The 19,295-nt window shown below is 30.1% G+C and carries 10 protein-coding genes and 1 CRISPR repeat array; all 10 genes read left to right on the forward strand.

The window, feature by feature from the left end:
- Positions 1-2: 2 nt before the first annotated feature.
- The 10 genes from ACJDT4_RS18860 to ACJDT4_RS18905 all read left to right on the forward strand — a co-directional run bounded on the left by ACJDT4_RS18860 (position 3) and on the right by ACJDT4_RS18905 (position 17,664).
- Entirely contained in the window at positions 3-2,651 is a 2,649-nt protein-coding gene (locus ACJDT4_RS18860; RefSeq protein ID WP_406789142.1) for a GAP1-N2 domain-containing protein, read from the forward strand.
- Positions 2,652-2,666: 15 nt separating this feature from the next.
- Entirely contained in the window at positions 2,667-3,764 is a 1,098-nt protein-coding gene (locus ACJDT4_RS18865; RefSeq protein WP_406789143.1) for a hypothetical protein, read from the forward strand.
- 329 nt (positions 3,765-4,093) lie between these two features.
- On the forward strand, positions 4,094-5,830 hold the full coding sequence (locus tag ACJDT4_RS18870; protein ID WP_406789144.1) for a VWA domain-containing protein: 1,737 nt from the start codon (positions 4,094-4,096) through the stop codon (positions 5,828-5,830).
- Between the two features lie 160 nt (positions 5,831-5,990).
- Entirely contained in the window at positions 5,991-9,398 is a 3,408-nt protein-coding gene (locus tag ACJDT4_RS18875; RefSeq protein WP_406789145.1) for a tubulin-like doman-containing protein, read from the forward strand.
- Positions 9,399-9,485: 87 nt separating this feature from the next.
- Positions 9,486-11,792 (forward strand): hypothetical protein, encoded by a 2,307-nt coding sequence (locus ACJDT4_RS18880; protein WP_406789146.1) that lies wholly within the window; start codon positions 9,486-9,488, stop codon positions 11,790-11,792.
- Between the two features lie 21 nt (positions 11,793-11,813).
- Positions 11,814-13,100: a VWA domain-containing protein gene (locus ACJDT4_RS18885; protein WP_406789147.1), complete on the forward strand. Its 1,287-nt coding sequence runs from the start codon at positions 11,814-11,816 to the stop codon at positions 13,098-13,100.
- Positions 13,101-13,270: 170 nt separating this feature from the next.
- Entirely contained in the window at positions 13,271-13,909 is a 639-nt protein-coding gene (locus ACJDT4_RS18890; RefSeq protein WP_406789148.1) for a hypothetical protein, read from the forward strand.
- A gap of 11 nt (positions 13,910-13,920) precedes the next feature.
- Positions 13,921-15,198: a hypothetical protein gene (locus tag ACJDT4_RS18895; RefSeq protein WP_406789149.1), complete on the forward strand. Its 1,278-nt coding sequence runs from the start codon at positions 13,921-13,923 to the stop codon at positions 15,196-15,198.
- Complete coding sequence (locus tag ACJDT4_RS18900; protein WP_406789150.1) at positions 15,195-17,138, forward strand: GAP1-N2 domain-containing protein; 1,944 nt, start codon at positions 15,195-15,197, stop codon at positions 17,136-17,138. Before ACJDT4_RS18895 ends, ACJDT4_RS18900 begins: the two co-directional genes overlap by 4 nt.
- Positions 17,139-17,166: 28 nt before the next feature.
- Positions 17,167-17,664 (forward strand): YARHG domain-containing protein, encoded by a 498-nt coding sequence (locus tag ACJDT4_RS18905; protein ID WP_406789151.1) that lies wholly within the window; start codon positions 17,167-17,169, stop codon positions 17,662-17,664.
- Between the two features lie 1,160 nt (positions 17,665-18,824).
- A CRISPR array of direct repeats spans positions 18,825-19,248; the repeat unit is 30 nt.
- Positions 19,249-19,295: the final 47 nt, after the last annotated feature.

Genomic DNA, 19,295 nt, shown 5'->3' on the forward strand with positions numbered 1-19,295 from the left:
GCATGAATATATATCAGCTGTATTATACCTCCTGTAAAAAAGGCTTGACTTCCGGAATGGGATTTCAAACCTATTCTATGTCTAGAGGAATTACTGAAGAAGAAAGACAAGAAATAGAAAAGCACTGCAATTATGTTCAGCCAGTTAGGCTTTCTAGTAGTCCTACGGAAGAAGAGATAGAAGAACTTTTTCCAATAGATTTTTCTTTTTTTAAATTAAAAAATGGGAAATTGTGTATTTGTAAAACAAGGTATAAAGGAAAAGACTATTCTGGAAGGTTTGGAAACTATTTTTGTCACGTGCTCATATGGGAGAGTGAAGAACTGCCTTTTTATCCAATTCAGCTTTATAATTCAAGGATTTTTAAAAGCGGGCTTACGAAGGAAGAAGAAAATGCAGCTTGTATAAAACCACTTTTAGTGTTAAATAACATTCCAGAAGAAGATTTTATAACTACTGCTGATATTGAAAGGTTTTTAAAGGGAGCCTCAGCGAAAAAGAGAACTAAGAGTTTAAATTATCTAATTGATAGCATTATTGAGGCTAAGGAGAAGGATAAGAAGGTTATTTTTTCAGATGATGCTAAAAATCTTTATATGTGGATTGCAGCAGCAACCATGACGCTTCCGGTTTCTATGGCAAATAGTATAACCTTTAGTACCTATAATTTTGATGCCTTTAATTCTGGTGAATTTTTATGTGGAACTTTAGATGAAGGTTTACAAGCTCAATTAAATGCTTCAAATAGAAATTACAAATTTAGTGTTTTTAATTTTAATTCAGGAAATAACAACGAAATAGAATTAAAAACCAAATTTGCAAAGCAAGCATCACTAGAATATACAATAATAAAAGATTATAGGTTAGCTATTATAGAATTTATGGAACTTTTTGATTATAAAAAGATAGATTCTAATATAGATAATTGTGTTAATTTGTTCAATATAATAAACAATGGACTTCAAAAAATAAATGATGAGGATGCAGTAAATGCCATAGCTTTCGCTAACGAATATGGATCAGCAAATGCACTTGAGAAAATAATGAGTACAATTGATGCTGAAGCTTTAAACAAGATAACCACAAATTTAAATCTAAAAATGGCAGAAGTTATGTTCAAATTCTTGTTTAGAATATCTGGAATTACTAAAAAACAAGAGTATATTGACAAGGCGTATGAATTCTTTTTCAATTCCATTCATTTTATGGTGGTGGATGGTGAAAATATAGATATAGCAGATATAATAAAGCTTTATGAGGATATAAGAGAGTATAACAAGGCTAATATTAAAGAATTTGTTTTTAAATCAGCTTGTGGTGAAAGAATAAAAAGTATTTCCGTTTATCTTGAAGGTGGAGCAGCAAGACATGCTCAGTTTTATCTTTGCAGTATAATTGGGGATTTTATTACACTTGCAAAATTGAGCAAAGCACCAATACCATGGAATTATTTTGGAGAAAATATAAAATTTAAAAAATTTATAGCTCTGTGTCTTAGAATAGTTATAAAGGACAAGAATAGGTTTGATTATGTACTTATGTATATTCATGAGGAGGCAGATTACTTTTCAAATATAATAAGTGCAGCTTACGAAGTTTCTTCATCGGGAGAAAATTATGTTACGTTAATTTCAAGCTTCAGTGAAACTTTATCTCAAATTTCTTTTTATAAAGCAGATGAGATAATCAAAAAGCTTCTGGAAAAAAAGCACGGTGCTGATATATTAATACTTTCGTTTAAATATAAACTTAGATCCGCAGATGATAAGATTAATTACTTTAACAGTTATTGTACTAATATATTTGATGAAAATATAGATTATAGAGAGAAGTATTTTAATGAAGCATTAGAGGCTCTTATTTGTGCTTTAGAAAAAAATGATATTACTATGAGTTTTTATGAAGCACTTACTGATTACATTAAAAATAGAAAGCTTGAAAAAAACTTAGGCAAAAAACTTTCAGAAAAGCTTGTATATGAGTTTCAAGAGCTGGTTCCTGTTAAAATTCCAGATAGGGATGAAAGAACTGCTATAGAGGAAATCAATGATATAAAATATTTATATAGCATAACTATTGGTCCCAATATTTCAGAAATTATTCAATGTGCAGCTTTACTTCATAGTGAAAAAATCGCTGTAGAAGAATTTTTATGCAATGACTCTCTTTTTAATTTTGAGGGCATCAGTAAAGAAAAATACGAGAATATTTTAAATTTAATGCTTGAGATGATTTGTCCTAAATTGAATGATATTTTATCACATATGAAATTGAAAAAAATGTTTATGTATGACAAATATATGGTCACATATTTTAATAGTTATATAAAAGCTGTAGAAAATACCTTTGATTTGAAGGGAAGTAACAAAATTTATTTGGATTTTATTTGCTTTATAATAAAAAGTCAAAGCTTATTCTCTAAAAATCAATTTAAGGATATAGAAAAAAGTATAATTAGCAATATGCGCAGAGTAGATATATCGCGCATTGAAAATTATGATAATTATATTGAAAAAACTATTGAAAATACTACAAGAGGAGAAGAAACAAGAAAATCACGAAGGCAGTGGCAGGAAATATATAAGTTATCGAAGAAGGAGATAGAAAATAAGTCTATTTTTAATAAAATACAGAAAATATATAAACATTGATTAGGAGCTGATAAAGTGACTACCATAATTAAGGAATTTTTTATTGTGGCACTGTTATTTGGAGTTATTAAAATCATTATGGTTGTATGCAGACCAGCAGATGAGCTTATATCCTCTATAACTTTGAAGCTAGGCAGGAGCATAATTTATGCGGCGACAGCAGTAGTTATTTTACCGAAAAAAGCAGCAGGTAAATTTGATGGAAATGCAATTAAAAATAATGATATGCCTTTCAGTAAAAAAATAACTAAGTTTTTAAAAGGTATAGCTGCTGAGTTTGTAAAATTATCTGGAATAGTATATATGCATAATAAAGTTGATTATAATATATGTCCAAATTGCTTTACAAAATACAATGAACCTAGATATGTATGTCCTAATTGTGGAACAGCATATTATAGTCTTGAACCTAGTAGTAATGGCGTGTTAAGCATAGAATGTAGCTGCGGACATAAAATACCTGTAACTGCTTTTGGAAAAAGAAAATTAAAAACTCTTTGTCCTACCTGTGGAAATGAAAATCCGCTGCCTGAAATTCCATCCTTTGTTATTGTTGTAATAGGGGGAGAGGGAAGTGGAAAGAGTACCTTTATGGAAAACAGCAGTTTAAGAAAGATAAGTACAGAAAAAGAAACTTTTTATGAAACAATAACAGAAAATGAAAAGGGCAGAGAAAAGCATGTTATGGTAGTTGAAACAGAGGGGAAAGATTTTACAAGCAGTGAGAGCTTAAAGAAGCATAGATATTATGAATATAATAGTGGCTTTATATTTATTATAGATTCATTTGCTGTTACAGACACCATGAATTTTATAAAACCCAATTATGTATTAAGTGATGTATTAGATACAACTATTTTAAACCTTCAAAAGAATTACAATTTAAAGCCAGGAGAAATGATAAAAAAGCCAACTGCATTTGTTCTAGTAAAAAATGATATGCTAGATGATGTGAATAAAGGCAAGGAACCAGAAAAGCTTCTTGTGGAAAATGGAGAAGAAGTATTTTTAAATAAAATATACAATAGCTTTACAAAATATAAGTTTTTTAAGACAGGTTTGGGCAGAAATGATAATTTAGAAATAATTAAGTGGATAACAAGAAATATGTAATAAATTATTAAGAATTTCGACACAAAAAGTATGATATAGTTTAGATATAATACAGAGTAGAGAGTATGGAGAAGAGAGTAGAGTGAAGGATGACTTATTCTCCTTTCGTCGGATAAATCTTAAAAATTATTAATTTCAGTGGTACATATGTATTTTTATTTTTAATAATGATTACCTTCGAAGGTAAAGTAAATTATAAGTTAGTAAAAGTAATGGTTTGATGGTTTAGGCGTTAGTCCATTAAGTTTTAAAGTATTCTGTGTAGACGGAAAACTAATCATCACTCTACTCTCTACTCTTTACTCTCTACTCTATTCTGGAGGGTTTTTATGAAAATATCATTCAAAAAGTGTTATCAAGTATTTTTAATTATGCTGATAATAATGATGCAAATTTTATACATACCAAAATTTTATGCAGAAAGCACCTCACATTCAAATTTAGATACGGTTTTTTTGCTTGATTCTAGTGGCTCTATGAAGGAAAGTGATCCTGAGGAAATTAGGATAGAAGCTATTAAGATGTTTCTGGATATGAGTGAGAATTCTGGTAATAAGTTTGGACTTGTAGCTTATTCTGATAATATTGTAAGAGAACACAATTTAGATGCTGTAAATTCAAAGGATGATAAAGAAAATATTAAGAATATGACAAATGGAATACAGCTTGGACAAAAAACAGATACAGGTATGGGGCTTAAAGAAGCTGTAAATTTGATGAATAGTGGACATGAAAGTGGACATAGACCGGTTATAATACTTTTATCTGATGGAAAAAATGATCCTGCGAGGAGTTCAGAGGAATCAAAAAAAGATTTAAATAATGCTATAGAAACAGCTAAAAATAAAGGCTATAAGATATATACTATAGGACTTAATTATGATGGCACTGTAGACAAGAATCAGCTTTCAAATATATCAGAGAGCACTGGTGGCAAAAGCTACATAACTAATACAGCAGCAGACTTACCTAAGATACTAACGGATATATATGCAGATAACTCAAAGGTAAAGGTTCAAGATGGTGGAACAATAGCTGCAAATGGTGCCTTTCAAGAGGTTAAAATAAATATTCCAAATTCAGATGTTGAAGAGGCAAATGTATCGATGCTTTCAACTAAACCTTTGGACATTAAGCTTATAGATAACAAGGGTAAGGAAGTAGACCTCCCTTCGCAGAATGCTTATGTGTCTACTTCTAAAAAGTACACCCTTCTTAAAATTTTGAAGCCAGAAAAAGGTGTTTGGACACTTAAGGTAAAAGGTGTAAGTGGTGACAATATAAAAGTTAATTTTGTGTACAACTATAATTTAACAGTTGGAACAAGTATAAGTCCAACTTCCATAAAAAAAGGTGACAGTATAAATGTTTCAGCTTATTTAATGAGCAATGGTCAAAGGGTATCAGATAAGAGTGTGTACACTGGTGTACATGCTAAGCTTGTAATTAAAAATTTGAAAGATAATTCTACAAAGGAGAGCAGCTTAACTAAAAATGCCGGTGATTTTACAGGAAAATATAAATTTGATGCTTTAGGAAGCTATGAAGTAAGTGTTAAACTTGATGGTAATAGTTTTTTTAGAGAAAGCAGTCCAGTAACGATAAAGGTACAAGATGCAGCTTTAGCAGGTTCTAAGAAATCAAATGCAGTGCAAATAATTATAATAATTTTAGTTGTTTTAGCTATTTTACTTCTAGCCTTGTTTACAATAATGAAAATTAAAAGGGGCATAAAAAAAGGCTTTGGACGTGTTATGCTGGAGGTAAAGGATGAAAGTACAGGAGAGATATCATCTCCTAAGTACAAGCTACTTGAGGGTTACACAGGTAAATTTAGTTTGTATGAAGTTTTAGGATTAAAAGAAGAATTTTCAGAAACAGAAAAATTGAATTTTAGGTTTGGAAATGAATGTCTAATTCTAGATAATAAATCGGAATGTATAGTAAAAAGATCAGGAAGAAATGTTGAAAATGGAGAAAATATAGAAATACTAAATGGAGACAGGATTGTTATAGTTTTAAGTAAAGTTGAAAAGACTGTTTCAATGGAATTTTACACAGACTAATTACAGAGCAGAGATTAGAGAGTAAAGAGTAGAGTGAAGGAGGATTTGCCTTCGGCGAGAAGAAGGTTTGGGCGGCAGCACATTAAGTTATAAATTTTTAGCGATAGCAGAAAATTGTCCATCACTCTACTCTCTACTCTGAAATAATGGAGGTTTTATAGTGAATGGTAAAGTTAGAGAACAAATAAGAGAATTTGATGTTATGACTGGCGGCGGCATTATAAGTGACAAAATTCGTATAGATAAAATAGATAATCCTGTGCTTATAATTGGTATAGGGGGAACAGGAATTGACGCTCTTTTAAGAGTAAAATATCAAATAAATAGAAGGTTCAATCTTCCCGAAGATGAAATAACAAAGGTAAGAAAAGAAAAACCAAATGGAGTTGAATTCCTAGCTTTTGAAACCAATGCCTATGAGAAAAATAAGAATTTTAGAGGAATAGGACTCGACCCTCAAAGTGAACTAGTACTTTTATCAAATGCACAAATAGGCTCTATATTAAATGATAGAGAAATACTAGATGATTGCATAAAGGAATGGCTTTCACCTGAACTTAGTATATCTGATGGTATGCAGGGAGCAAATGGAAATAGACAGGCTGGTAGGCTGCTTTTATTCACAAAAATAAATGAAGTTGTTGAAAGTATAAGAAAAAAGATATGGAATGTAATGCAAAACACCAATGAAAAGCTTGAAGTTTTTATACTTACGGGTATATCAGGTGGAACAGGAAGTGGAAGTTTTATTGATATAGCTTATTTAGTAAGAGGCTTAATTCAAGAGAAGTTTGGTGCTCAGGGAATAGATAGGGTAAATATACTTGGATATTTATTTACTCCGGATGTAAACTTATCTAAAAATCCAGAGATAAATGCTAGAAGCTACATAATAAAAAATGGGTATGCAGCACTCAAAGAAGTGGATTATTTAATGAACATACCAGAAAGAGGAGATAGGTTTGTTCAAAATTATAAGAATTTTAAGGTGGATTCTCCTTCAGCACCTTTTGATGTTTGCCATTTGATATCTGCAACAAACAAACAAGGAAAGATACTTGAAAATGGATACGAGTATTCTATGAATGTTACAGCAGAAATAATAACAAATTTTATATCAAATGAGCAGAGGGAATCTGGACAAGAATTTGCTATACATGATTGGTTAAGCAATGTGCCAACACTTATAAATCAAATGCCAAAGCCATATAAGGCAAACTATAAATACGTTATAATAGGTGCTTCGGCAGCAGTTCTTCCTATTGAGGAAATAACAACTTATCTTGGCTGCAGGCTTTTTGAAAAGATGAACAAGATGTTTGAAAAAGCGCCTACAGAGCAGGAAGTTGACCAATTTATAAAAAATGTGAAGCTTGATGTGGATGCTGTAGAAGCTAGATTTGAAAAAGAGTTGTTTGGAAGAAAACCATTATCAGGTTATGCAAATAGAGAAAAGTTTAATTTTGATAATGTGATAAAAAAGCAGTCAATTGACATAGATGATGAGCTTTCGGCTTATTTAAGAGAAGCAGCTGATGAGTATGCTAAAGTAAATTATCAGTATCCAGGCGAAATAGCTAAGGTCATTAGAGAAAACGTGGATAGAATGTTTAAGGATGCAGGCAAAGGTCCTTTTTATGCATCAAGAATGCTTTTTACAGATAAGGGCTTTAACGCTATAAAAACTATAGAGGTTATAATTGAATCTCTTGAAGATAAAAGAAGAAATATTCCGCAGTTGATTTCAGAACTTAAGGATAGAGCAGAGGACAAGTTTGGAGAAGCAAGAAAGGCTCTTTTATCAAAGGAAACCAAGAAAAATGATTATATAAAGGCAAAAATAGAGGAATATAATGCTAGAGCAGATGAAGAAAAGCTTTCTAGGATGATAGATTTTTACCACAGAGTTATAGAAATAATAAGCCATGAAAATAATGCAATATATCATGTTTATAGCGAAATATTAAATGAACTAAATAAGATATTTAAAGAAGATGCAGATATACTTGTAAGATCAAGGGAAGAAGATAATTTAGCTGGTGGAAAAACTTACTACTGGAATGTTATAGAGGTACCGGATGTAGTTAAGTCAATAGATGAAATAGTTGATAGACAAGATGCCGATGAGGTAATAAGAAAGTTTACTTCAACGCTTTTAGAAGAATCGCAAAAATGGATTGATGAACAGCAAATTGACATAACGGGATCAATTTCAAAATTTGTTTCTGATCAATTTGAAAGTATAATTACAAAATCTATGGAGGAATTCATAATAATGAAGTATGGTGAAGATAAGTCCATAGAGGATTTTGTAAGAAAGACAATAGCACCTAAGCTCGATGATGATGCTGTACCTGTATTTCAGCTTAATGATTCAGGTTCAAGCTTTACGTTCCCATCTTGGGATATGGTTTCTGTACCTATGAGAACTCCGAGGATTAAAAAAGGTATAGAACAGTATAAAATGACATCAACTCACGGAAATCAAGTAAACATTAGACAAAGCAAGGTTACCAATAGAATATTTTGGCTTAACACAGAGGTTGGCGTGCCGCTTTATTCTTACGCTCCAATAAAACAGTATGAAGAGGAATATGAAAAGACCATACTTAAACAAGATGGAATAGGGAGACATTTAGTTCAAAACAGGAACAATAATTGGGCGTATTTGCCATCACCTATACCAGAAGCGTCTTGGGGAGTAACTTATGAAAATGAAAGAGTTAGAAAATATAATGACGAAGTGAAAGAGCTTTTTGATAAAGCAATAAAATATGAATGCATAGTTATGACAGACTCACAATTGAGTTCAAAGTATAAATGCATAATTACAAAAGATTTTGATATAAATAGTATAACTAAAAACTATAAGCTTGGAATAGCAGAAGGTGAAACACCTAATATCAGCGAAATAAATAAGTGTTTGATAGAGCTTAGAAAAATAATGAAGGAAAAGGACCTTGAAAAGGTAGAATTTGCAGATAACCAAAAGTATTTTATATTTGACAGCAGAGATGAAGCATCAGCAAAGGAAAGCTTCTTAAGGTCTCCAAGGCTCATAAAGTTAGTTAAAGAAGAAGTGCGCAAATACTCTTCCATAGAAGATAAAATAAATGAACTGCAGACTTATGTAGTGGAAATGAATAAGAAGACAAAAATAATAAATGATTTCTTGCAGGTAATGTATACAGATACAATATGCAAAAAAGGAATGGTTTATATTTATGATAAGGATGAAAGTGAAAAGACAGAGGTGCCGCCTTTCTTAAATATAATGAAGCAGAAGGAATATATTGAGTTTTATATCTTCAGTAAGTATAAGAAGCTTGAAGATAAAGAGCTTAGTGTAATAAATGCAAAAGCAGAAAAGAGATTTAATGATCTTTCTATGAGAGAAGAAGGTGCGGATATAATTTACAAGAAGATAAGCGAAATGGTATTGAGTTACAGCAAATATGTAGAAGAGCTCGATTACAGAAAATTTGAATTTGAAAATGGAGATGAAATTTATAATTTTTACTCTGCCATGCTTGATAAGGTTAAAGAATTGAAAAGGACATTAGAATAATAAAATAGAGGAGAAGATACAGGGGGCAAAGAAAATTAATTATAATTGTCCTCTGTGAACTATCTTCTAAGAAGAGGGGTTGATTTTATGGAGGAATTATTTGAAAAGTTTACGCATAAGTATTCTAATGACATGGATAAAGCGATACATAAAAGTGATGAGCAGAGGAGTTTTAGAAACCCTGTTCTTTTTGTATTCTTAGGAGATAAATCCATAGAGGCCTCTAAAAAGGTATACTCATATATAAATAAGACGTTAGATAATGGAGCTGGAATTTTATTTTTTAATGTATTTTCTGAAAAAAAATTTGAAGAAAGCAATGTATTTAATTTTAATATCCCATATGATAAAGAAAACTTTAAAGGCTTAAGAAAAAGCATATATGATAAGCTTTATTATGACGATGAGATATTAACAAATTTAAATAAAGAAATAGTAAAAGTTAAAAACAAGATACTGGAACAGGGAGAGGAATTTGCAAGCTTTGAAAAAATTAACATAGCCGTTGTAACAAGAGCAGATGACGAACTGAATATTTTGGTTCCAGAAATTACGCTCTTAATTAAAACAAAGCTTATGCAGAATTTCTTAATTACAGCTTGTGATTTGTATACACTTATAGAAACAAAAGCTCAGGATGAAAATGATGAGTTTAATAGAGGAGCTCTGGCAGTAAGCTTTTTTAAAGAAGTGAACTTTTTTCAAAGCAGTAATTTTAAATATGAAAAAGAAATAGAAGTTTTTGATGGAAATAGAAAATTGGCTGTTAAATGGGATAAACCGATATTTGAACTTGTGTATATTTTAAGTGATGTTAATAAAAAAGGCGTAGTTACTAGGAATAGTTTAGAAGAAAATTATAATATAATTTCATATATAAGCCTTATAAAAAATAGAAAAATAAATAGTGAAAGCTATTATGATATAAAAAATAAAATTTATGATGACAACATATTTAGAAGAAATATATCTGATGAAAATGGAGAACTTACACTTGCCACAGCAGGACTTTCAGTTATAAAGAGGCCCAATAGTGCTGTTTCAATGGCAGTGCTTTCCTGTGTTTATGAAGATATGCTTAATACACTTAAGGATACTTCTGCAATAAAAGAAACAGATATACTTTTTGAACTTGGCTTAGATGAAGAGACAATTAATAATAAAATGAAGAAATGCATGCCTGAAGATAAAGGTGTAGAAGATATGATGGCTATTATGACCATAAAATCAAGAATTAAAGGAGACAAAGTAACCCTTAAAGAGGCTGAAAGAGAACTGTACGATAATATGTGTGAAAAGTTTTATGAAGTGAATTTTAAAGAGTATGCAAATGAAAAGCTAAGCAGCATGAATTTCAAAGCAGCCATAGGTGAAGCTGTAGAAAAAATAGCTAGAAAACAAGAGCTTGGAGTGTATGCAGCATATCTATGTACTAGGGATGAGGAAATAATAGATACACTTAATAATAGAGTTAAAGAGTATGAAATTTCTATGGAAAAGCTTCAGAATCACATTGATGAAATATATGAAGGTGACATAAAAAGACCGTCTTTTTTTAAATCGCTACTTGGTAAAGAGGAAATATTAAGGGACATAAAAGGTCAGATATTTAATGAAGTGTACTCTAGAAAAATAGAAATATTAAAAATGCAGCTAAAATGTACATATATTAAAAATTGTATAGAAGAGCTTTCAAATTTAAATGCATACTTTGGTGAACTCATAGAAAAGTTAACTAAGACTAAAGAAAAAATACATAGGTATACACTAGAACTTATAAGGGAAAATGATAATTATATAGGCCAGAATATAAGAGAATATTATGAAGGCATAGTAAAAGAAAAGCTGTTAGGGCTTAAAGAAAAATTTGGTAAAAGATTTTATTTTAAAGAGGAATTTGCTGGAGATTTATATGACATAATTAAAGCTGGAACAGACGAAATTGTAGACAGGCTTCAGGAAATGTGCCTAAAATATATATTAACAGAGAAAGAATTTTCAATGAGTTTTGAAGATGAATTAAATGAAAGAACCAATATATCAACTTCAAGCTACGATAGGGAAATATCAACGAAGGATGAGATATTTAAAAATCTATGTACTATACTAGAAAGCAATTCTATTTCAAAAGCATTCATAATTGATTACAATGTTACAAAGTATGAAGAAAAGTATTTCTTTGGTGATTACAGCAGTGATTTTATAAAATATGCATATAATTTTGACAAGCAATCCAAAAGCTGTGAGATAGGATATATTCATGAAAGAAGAGCAACTGGTATTGAGAAACTTTCTTTAATGGGAGGCTTTAAAATAAAGGATTTAATATATTATAAAAATTCCGTAAAATACTATGAAGCGGCTTTAAAAGAAGGGTATAAGCTTCATGGATGATTAAAAAAAAGGAGAAAATCTATGAAATTAAAGATAAATTGGCTTATGGTTTTAATGAGTGCTGTTGGAGGATTAGCAGCTTTCATAGTTGGAGAAATACTTATAAACTCATTTAAGTATACAATGCCCCACAGCTTGCTTATAGGATTGTATTTTGGAATACTTTCTCTTTTTGTAGGGTTAATGTGTTTGCTTGCAGAAGTTATTCACCCAGTAATAAACGGACAAAATTGGAGAAAGGATTATGTTAGTTTATCCTTTAAATTTTTAGTGCCATGTACTTTAATAGTAACCATAGTTGCAGGAACGCTGTTTCAATTCTTGTACGAGCTATCCTTTAAGCAAAGTAATAAAGTCATAAATGATGTTGTTGTTCTTATAGATACTTCTGGAAGTATGTCTAAGACAGATCCTGACAACGAAAGATTTGATGCAGTAAGAAATCTTTTAGACAGTATGAACAGTGGAAATAGAGCGGCAGTATACAAATTTGATGATCATGCGGTTAAGATAAAAGAGATGTCCTATGTTAATAAGGATGTTAAAGAAGATATAATGAATGAGCTTCAGAAGTATAAAAATCCCTCTGGAAATACAAATATGGGGGAAGCACTTAACTCAGCATATAGTGAAATAACTAAGTCTAGAGAAAACGGAAGAAATCCAATGGTTATAATGCTTTCTGATGGAGGGGATAACTACAAACTTGAGGATAGGTTTGATAAAACAATGGAGCCTTACAATAATAGTGGAATACCAGTTTATACAGTTGGAATGTCAAATGGTGATAATTTTTATATGCTTAAAAAAATAGCTAAGGCATCGGGTGGAGATTATTATAATGTAAAGGATGTTAAGGATATAAAAAATACTTTTGTTAAGATATACAGAGATAGGCAAGAAAGACTTTTAAATGATAAGAGAAATGGAGTTTATGGCGAAAGTGTATTTTATGGATTTTTGAGAGTGCTTTTTATAACTTTAATTGCAGTAGTAGTTTCAACTGGTGTTAGTTTTGTTCTGGACAATAAATATCTTTTAAAAGGTTTTTTAATTGGTGGAGTTATTGCTGGGATAATTGCAGGATTAATACTTGAAATTGGCTTTGAAAATGCAGCCTGGCATGGAGTTTTATATAGAATGTTGGCAGATTTAGCCATTGCAGTGGTATTTACCTTATTTGCACGAGAAGGTTATGATGAAAAAGTAAGTAGAAGCAGAAAATCATTTAGTAAAAAGAGAACTGAAGAGGTAAAGCTGAACGGTTTTGATAAGGAAAGTAAAAATTCTAGACACAGCTTTAGCTAAAACAGATCAGAGAGTAAAGAGTAGAGAGTAGAGTGAAGGAGGATCTATCTTCCTTGCGTCGGGTAAATCTTTAAACTTATAGATTAAGGTTTTCTCTGTATCAGCAGAAAAGCAACTTTTACTCTACTCTTTGCTCTCTACTCTCTACTCTAAAAAAGTGGGGTGATTATTTGAAAGTACGAGAGTTAAACAAAGAAGATGAAAGAATAACTGATTTAAAAGCGGAAATTTATGATGATACATTAACACTTAAGTGGAAATGGCAGGAAGCCTCCGATATTGTTTATATACTTAAGGAGAAGGCTTCTAAGAGTATAGAGGAGGTTACAATAAACGAAAAAAATGTTAAACTGTACACAAAGGATGAATATAGAGAATTCAATGGATATGTAGAAAAAATAAGGGATATAAGTGAATACAGGTTTGTTGTATTTCCAGCAAGAGAAGAAAAGACAGATACAGTTTTAATTAGACAATTAGATGAAGATAATGAAATTACGGTGTGTATGGGAAGACCAGAAATTATATATGATGTTATTGAGAATAAAAAGTTGTTTTCAAAAACAAAAAGTGTTCAACTAATTGTATTTGTAGATATGCCAATAAGCAAGGATACACTTTGTTATGTTAAAAAGAAAGGTTCGTATCCAACGGGAATAGAAGATGGTTTAAAGTTTCAGTTTCCAACTGATTTTCATATTGGAAAAAATGAAATGCAGTCTTTTGAAGTTGCTAAGGATGAATACATAAAGATCTTTTTAAATAATGTTAAAAAGGGTGGAAGTAAATATATTTTAAAGCGAAAGTAAGGGTGATATAAGTGGCTTTATTTAATAAAATATTTGGAGGCAAAAGTAATAAGATTAAAATGTCAACTGCAAATATGCGCAAAGGAGCTTACGATATAGTATGTCCGTTTTGCTTTAAAAAATTTAAACCAAACAATGTAGTTTTTAGAACACAGCACAGTGAAGAAGGCGATCCGGAATATGAAAAGGCTGTAGATGAAGAGCTAAATAGCTACAATCAAAAAATAGGCAAGGCAGCTATTTCAGAGCTTAATCCTGTAATAAAACCAGAAAGCCTTCCCAAAGGAAATATAAAAATAGTTGATGGAGTTATTCTCGAGGTTAAAGATAAATACGATGTGGTAACTGATAAGAGACTTTGTCCATATTGTCACAATGAACTTCCAATAACAGCAGGAAGAGGTCCGACTAATATAATATCTGTAGTTGGAGCATCTCAAGTTGGAAAATCTGTTTACATGACATGTCTTCTTTATGTTTTGGAACATTATGCAGCTGAGGATTTTAATGGAGCACTTATTGCGGGAAATTCAGAATATAATGAGGAAATAAAAGAAAATCAAAGTATAATATTTGAATACAATAAAATGCTTGAACCAACTCCAAAAGAGCATGTAGATCCACTTATAGCAAATTTTAAATTTAAGGATGATACAAAACCACCAATAACCTTTGTGTTTTATGATGTTCCAGGCGAAGGGATGACAGATAAATCATATATAGACAAACATGGAGAGCACATTAAAAATTCCAGTGGAATAATATTTTTAGTTGACCCGCTTCAAATGAAAACCTTGAGAAAAAAATTAAGTATTCTAAATAAGGAAGATCAAGGTGATTTTACTGCAAAATATCAAGAACCAAAGGATATATTAGTCTACTTTTATGAAAATTTCATAGGCAAGGAAAGTGGAGCAGCAACAGACATACCAACGGCAGTGGTTGTTACAAAAACAGATATGCTTAAGAATTTGAATGATTCTGAATATTTAAGTCCAAATAGCAATATATTTAGAAATTATAAACACAATACGTATTTTAATTTAGATGAATTTGAAAACATAAATGGTGAAATGAAAAGATTTCTTGGTAAAGCTGATTCTCCGTTTAAAGGAGCTATGGAAGCATATTTTAGAAATACAGGCTATTTTGGAGTATCAGCTCTTGGAAGTAATCCTCAAAATCTTAAAATAAACAGTAGCAATACAGTAACACCCTTAAGGGTGGAAGAACCATTTTTATGGCTTATGTACAAAATGAAATATATACCTGGAGGCAGTGAAAAATGATAAAACAACACTATTATACAAGAGAAAAACATGGACTTTACAGTGATAATCCAGGCTATGATACTGTAGCAAAAAGTAAGGGACTTAGTGATGCTTTTGTAAAAGATGTACTTCATAAATATTGTTTTTATGAAATTCCAGCTGAACTTTTAAATGAAAATGACTATGATAAATATCCCCAAGCACTTACTGCATTTAATATTCCTTCTGGTGATATGGTCATTGGAAGAACTTCTTTTGTACCAAAGGATTTTGAAGGCAAAAGGAGCACATTTTTTACTCACAACTATGTTATTTCAAAAGAGGAAAAAGAAGATTTTATAAAAAAGCCCAATAAAATAATATGTGCAGATGGATTTAAAAGCAGCTTCAATAATATGAACAATTCTGTTTTAGAAGAGCTTTCAAATATTGAAATGGAAAACAAAAATGTTGATTTTTTATATTTTAAGGAGCTGCTAAAAAAGCTCAAAATTAACGAAAATACATTTAAGGAAATAGTAATGGCATGCTTTCTTTCAGTGCTTGAAAATAGAAAAATATACATAATATTAGATGTAGATATAGCTATGCTTTCGTTTTATGCAAAGGAGCTACTAAAATTTATATATGAGGTACTTCCATATGCTGTTAGAAGAAAGCTTGGTTTTATAACTTATACTAAGGATTATAAAAGTAAGGATTTTATACACATTCAATTTGTATCAAAAAGCGGAATAAAAACTATCAATACAGAAATTAATGCAGGCTATTTATTTGATTTTGTAGGAAATAGGTTTTTAAAAGAAGGGCTTGAAATCCGTGAACATAAGTACTTAGATTTTATAGTCAAAAATATCGACAACCATGAAAAAATTAACAACTTTATAAAGGAAGCTAGTGATTTTTGTCTTGATTCCCTAAATATAAATGACTATGATGATTTCTGCAAAATACTTTTAACAAGTGAAGAAGAGGAAGCCTTTAGGATAGATGAGGAAGGTAAAATAAATTTATTTCAAAGTATAACAAAGGATGAAAAGCTTCTAGCAGAATTTATAAGGAGAAACAAACAAAATGAAAATGTAAGTGAAGGTTTAAGAGAATATTCAAGTTATTTAATAGATAAATGTGCTGATTTTGATGGATATTTTCAAGTTGTTGAATTTTGCTTTATGATTTCACCAAGTTTTATTGAGACTCTGGCAGAAAAATTTAGAGAAAAAGCGTTAAAACTTTTAAAGCCTTCTATTTATATATCAAATGATCTTGTATTTATAGATGAAAAAATTTCAATGTTACAAAATAAACACAAAAACGAAGATCTAAAAACCTTTTTAAATAGCATATTTGAAAATTTGTTTGATGTATTTATAAATGAAGTAGAACCTGAATTTATGACCATAGCAGCAATAGAAAAGATTAAGCTATTGCCTGGATATACAGAAAATGAAAACTATGAAATTATAAGTATACTTAAAAAAGTAGTAAGTATTAAAAATTTTGATGATGCAGCAGCGGTAGGAATAGCTATAAAAAATTCAAACTATAAAAGTAAAATTGAAAATGTCATAAGAAAAATATATAAAATGGCTATAAACGATGAAAATTATTTGAAAATAGCCTGTGGGTTTTTGAACAATACTGGGTGTGATATTAATGAAGTGCTAAAGTACGTGTGGGAGAATGGTGAAACAAAGGAAGCAAGGAAATTTGTGATATGGATCTGCCGTATGTATGAAAAGTTATTTTCAAAAAAGGCTGAACATGAACTTAAAAGAGCGCTTTTAAATTATTTTGAAAACCTAGATGTAAGCTTTTTTGAGGATGCTGAAGCTAGAAAGCAGATTATGGGAGAGAGCGGAAAAGGCATAAGAGAATTTATAATAAGAGAAGATAAGTATATGGCAAAAGGAATTAGAAAGTTAAAAATGACTTTAAGTAAAATCTTTAGTAAATAGATATTTCTAGAAAAGTGGAGTTGTTATTATGCCAGGTTATGAAAAAGTTGATGATTATATAAATTATCATAATGAAATAAGAATAAAAAAATCTACTACCAGGTTTGTTGGTACAGTTGCAGCTTTTGCTATTGTGCTAGTTATTTTTATTCATTTTAAAATATTAGTGGGTACTCCTTCAAAAAAGGCTGCCAGCGTAAACAAAGCAAACTCAATAAAAACTTCAACAGAGATAAAAAAAGAGCCTTCAAAGAGCAATACTTATGTTTTGAAGGATAGTGACAAGTATAAGCTTACAGATGCTCAGGTTAAAAATCTAACAGGTCATGAGCTCATGCTGGCAAGAAATGAGATATTTGCAAGGCATGGATATGTTTTTAAAAAGGAACCTTTTAAAAGTTACTTCGCAGCTAAAAGCTGGTATACACCAAATCCAAGTTTTAGAGGAGCTGATTCACAGCTAAGCAGTGTTGAAAGATATAATATTAAATTTATATTAAAGTATGAGAATATGAAAAATCAATAGATAAAAAATAGCTACTGCATAAGATAATGCAATAACCATTTTTTATTGCTTAAATTTAGAAATATTGTTTGTACATGTTAACAGAATTATTTATTAATTTAAAATTAATGAATATGAAATAAATGCTTATAAATTTTCCCAACCGTTAGAATAAATAAAAGTGCTTTAATGTATTGTAAATCAATGATTTGAAGCACTTTTTATATACTTTTTTCAAAAAATGAAAAGTGGTTGGAAAAATTTTGAGGAAAGTCTTTATTAGTGCGGCTTAGGAGAGTATAATGAAAATAGGGAATGGCTTATTTATAGGCATTGAACTTTAACATAGGATGTATTTAAATATGGTTGTGTTACACAGACTCTTAATTGTATTGCTATTGAACTTTAACATAGGATGTATTTAAATTTCCGATAGGTGCAATAGCCGCAATACAGGAAAGAATTGAACTTTAACATAGGATGTATTTAAATATATCATCCTCCGGATAATCAAATGAATCAATAACATTGAACTTTAACATAAGATGTATTTAAATAGGTGAGTATAGTAATAATCGACATAGTTATAATTTATTGAACTTTAACATAAGATGTATTTAAATATAATAGAAAATAAAATAAATGGTATAGTAACACAAAATTGAACTTTAACATAAGATGTATTTAAATGCGTAATAATTTTGTATAGTAGTTAATTGCGCTTTAGTTGAACCTTGACATAGGATGTATTTAAATATTAAAATCACTCCTTTATAAAATAAAAAAGCACCAATTGAACTTTAACATAAGATGTACACATTTAGAGTTTGCGCGAGAGCGCATATGACTTCATGAACGTAATACTCAGTTATCTAAAGAATAGCGCCCAAATCAATATATTATGATAAAATAAATAAGAGTTTGCGCGAGAGCGCATATGATTTGATGAACAGAATACTCATCACTTTGAAGATTTGGTGTAAAAAGTAAATAATGGTGTTGATTTTTCCAACCGGTAGAATAAATAAAAGTGCTTTAATGTATTGTAAATCAATGCTTTCAAGCACTTTTTATATACTTTTTTTAAAAAATGAAAAGTGGTTGGAAAAATTTCAAGAAAATCCTTTATTAGTGCGGCTTAGGAGAGTATAATGAAAATAAGGAATGGCTTGTTTACAGGCATTGAACATTAACATGAGATGTATTTAAATAAATTGGATTATGCCCGGCTCTGAAGCATATTTGCATTGAACATTAACATGAGATGTATTTAAATATGTTTATGTAAACATTAGTTTGTAGCGTATGCATTAGATTGAACATTAACATGAGATGTATTTAAATCATTCACTTAATATTCCAAAATCATTAATATTTTGTTGAACTTTAACATAGGATGTATTTAAATAAAAATAAGGAGTGAATAATATGGCAGTAAGTGCAGATTGAACTTTAACATAAGATGTATTTAAATTCTTCAAATATTTCAAATTTACATTTTTCATTCTCTATTGAACTTTAACATAAGATGTATTTAAATTTATCACCTCAAAGCAGGGCAAAGTTAGCAAATGTATTGAACTTTAACATAAGATGTATTTAAATTTATCACCTCAAAGCAGGGCAAAGTTAGCAAATGTATTGAACTTTAA

It is taken from the genome of Clostridium neuense, from assembly GCF_045310695.1.
GTDB lineage: Bacteria > Bacillota > Clostridia > Clostridiales > Clostridiaceae > Clostridium_S > Clostridium_S neuense.

Bases quoted from the DNA above. Each gene is read 5' to 3' on its own strand.
- ACJDT4_RS18860 (WP_406789142.1), top strand. From the start codon at position 3: ATGAATATATATCAGCTGTATTATACCTCCTGTAAAAAAGGCTTGACT.
- ACJDT4_RS18870 (WP_406789144.1), top strand. From the start codon at position 4,094: ATGAAAATATCATTCAAAAAGTGTTATCAAGTATTTTTAATTATGCTG.
- ACJDT4_RS18880 (WP_406789146.1), top strand. From the start codon at position 9,486: ATGGAGGAATTATTTGAAAAGTTTACGCATAAGTATTCTAATGACATG.
- ACJDT4_RS18885 (WP_406789147.1), top strand. From the start codon at position 11,814: ATGAAATTAAAGATAAATTGGCTTATGGTTTTAATGAGTGCTGTTGGA.
- ACJDT4_RS18900 (WP_406789150.1), top strand. From the start codon at position 15,195: ATGATAAAACAACACTATTATACAAGAGAAAAACATGGACTTTACAGT.
- ACJDT4_RS18905 (WP_406789151.1), top strand. From the start codon at position 17,167: ATGCCAGGTTATGAAAAAGTTGATGATTATATAAATTATCATAATGAA.